Genomic DNA, 2026 nt, shown 5'->3' on the forward strand with positions numbered 1-2026 from the left:
CAATGCCTACGACGTGGCCGACTACGTTGGTATCGAGAACCGGGTTGACGCCACCACCCTAGCGGCCGCCATCCGGTACATTATCTCTGCAGGCCTTGCGTGCAGTCACCCCTCAGTTTCAATGCTAACAGAGAAAGGTGGCGATAAATAGCCACCCCAGTCTACTGGATGGACAGGAATTCCAGCATGAAATCTACTGAAGGGAGGTGATAAGCATGGCGATTGGACAGGCCCTCCGGGAAGCGAGGGAACACCGGGGAATGACTCAGGAAGCGGCCGGCCAGGTCGGATATATCAGCAATAAGATGGTCTCAGCCATCGAGTGCGGCCGACGGGCTGCCGGGCCGGATGTCCTGGAGCGGTTGGCAACCAACTTGGATTACCCCAGGCTCTACATGGAGGCCGCCGCCGAGGTGACGGGCGGAGTATATACCTCCCCCTGGTTGGATGGTGAAGGTGTGGATTTACATCGGACAAGCGTCTGGGCAAAGACGTGTGAGGAGCTGCAGGAGGCCATTAAGGTTGTATCGGTAGCCGATGTGGTGAACGCACCAAGCCGGGCAGATGAAACCCACCGGCAGGCAGTTCATGACAGCATGATACAATCCCTCGACGCCCGGGTGGCTATCGACCATTACTTGGCGGTCATGTGTGAGGAATACGGTTTCAGCATCCTGACCGTTTACCAGGAACATCGGGAGAAATTAGAAAGCCGAGGCTACGCCAAGCCCCGGCCAAAAAGAAAGAGCGCTTTTTAGCGCCCGCAATCCCGTTTCAATCCACGCACCTACGCAGGGTGCGACCGAAATTACCTTACCTCAATTGTAACACACCAGGATGGTGAACACAAGAGGGGTGCTGAAAGGAGGCCCGCAGAGTGGCCAGACAACCCAAAGACTTTGAATATCGCGCAGAATATGAGCCTGACATGGCCCGGATGGTCAGGGCCCTGCGGGTCCTCCTGGACTACGATCCAAGAAAGGAGAATGACCATGGAACAGGCTCAAGCAACATCAGACAGGTGCATGAGGTGCAACCGAGTTTTAAGCAATCCCCACTCCATCGCCAGGTCCCTCGGGCCGGTATGCTATAAGAAGGCCGGTGGCGGTGTGTTCGACGCTGACTTGCAGGCGGATGACAACGAGTGGTCCCGCGCAGCTAAATATTGCGATTTGCATCAGTTGGATATTGTGGAGTGGTCGCGAGAAATTGCTCAAAGCTGGTGGGGAGATTGATTTAGGCGTTAACTGGGATTACCCGGATCCTGGGAACATGATCAGGAGCTACCACATGCGCGTAAGCGTGAGATATAAGGACGGGGCCTTTGAGGCCTACGGATGTCTGTATAAGCCTGGCAAGGAAGAGGAAGTTATCTTTGCCAGAGGCCAAGACTTGAAGGTTATTTATCGCGAGGCTATTGCTGCTGGTCCAACTGCTACGGCCCAGGCGAACCAAGCCAGAAAGCAGGCCTTCAGGCAAGCCAAACGAGCAGCCCGCAGGGCGAGTTAGGGGGAGAAAAGATGATTAAAGGCTACAAAGGCTTTGGCAAAGACATGAAATGCAGGGGGTTTCAATTCCAAGTTGGCGGCGAATATGAAGAGTCCGACGCCATCGCCTGTGAAAAAGGATTTCACTTCTGCGAGTTCCCGTTTGATGTATTTAACTACTATCCTCCATCAGATAGCCGCTACGCGGAAGTGGAGGGCGACGGAAAGATATCTAAACACGATGACGATAGTAAAGTGGCCTGCACCAAGTTGCGCGTCGGGGCCGAAATCGGGCTTAGTGGTCTTATTTCCGCGGGTGTGAAGTTTATTCTTGAGAAAGTTGATTGGAGTAACAAAAAGGAATCGAACACCGGGGCTCGCTCGGCGGCCACCAACACCGGGGCTCGCTCGGCGGCCACCAACACCGGGGATTACTCGGCGGCCACCAACACCGGGGATTACTCGGCGGCCACCAACACCGGGGATTACTCGGCGGCCACCAACACCGGGGATTACTCGGCGGCCACCAACACCGGGGC

At 55.4% G+C, this 2026-nt stretch carries 5 protein-coding genes; all 5 read left to right on the forward strand.

What is annotated here, in order from left to right; all coding sequences use genetic code 11:
* The first annotated feature begins 215 nt into the window (after window positions 1–215).
* A complete protein-coding gene (locus HPY90_RS16010; protein ID WP_287195989.1) occupies window positions 216–758 on the forward strand; it encodes a helix-turn-helix domain-containing protein in 543 nt (180 codons plus the stop codon).
* Between the two features lie 119 nt (window positions 759–877).
* Entirely contained in the window at window positions 878–1093 is a 216-nt protein-coding gene (locus tag HPY90_RS16015) for an SGNH/GDSL hydrolase family protein (protein ID WP_287195991.1), read from the forward strand.
* Window positions 1026–1235 carry a DUF6011 domain-containing protein gene (locus HPY90_RS16300; RefSeq protein WP_353733696.1) on the forward strand — a complete coding sequence of 70 codons (210 nt, stop codon included), beginning with the start codon at window positions 1026–1028 and terminating at the stop codon, window positions 1233–1235. The genes HPY90_RS16015 and HPY90_RS16300 overlap by 68 nt, the downstream gene beginning before the upstream one ends.
* Window positions 1210–1509: a hypothetical protein gene (locus HPY90_RS16020; RefSeq protein ID WP_287195993.1), complete on the forward strand. Its 300-nt coding sequence runs from the start codon at window positions 1210–1212 to the stop codon at window positions 1507–1509. The genes HPY90_RS16300 and HPY90_RS16020 overlap by 26 nt, the downstream gene beginning before the upstream one ends.
* 11 nt (window positions 1510–1520) lie before the next feature.
* The coding region (locus tag HPY90_RS16025) for a DUF7666 domain-containing protein (RefSeq protein WP_502707224.1) at window positions 1521–2026 on the forward strand (506 nt) is incomplete at its 3' end.

This window comes from Syntrophothermus sp. (assembly GCF_013314835.1).
Taxonomy (GTDB): Bacteria; Bacillota; Syntrophomonadia; order Syntrophomonadales; family Syntrophothermaceae; genus Syntrophothermus; species Syntrophothermus lipocalidus.

Excerpts from the sequence above, each read along its gene's own strand:
- HPY90_RS16010 (WP_287195989.1), top strand. The coding sequence starts at position 216 with ATGGCGATTGGACAGGCCCTCCGGGAAGCGAGGGAACACCGGGGAATG.
- HPY90_RS16300 (WP_353733696.1), top strand. The coding sequence starts at position 1,026 with ATGAGGTGCAACCGAGTTTTAAGCAATCCCCACTCCATCGCCAGGTCC.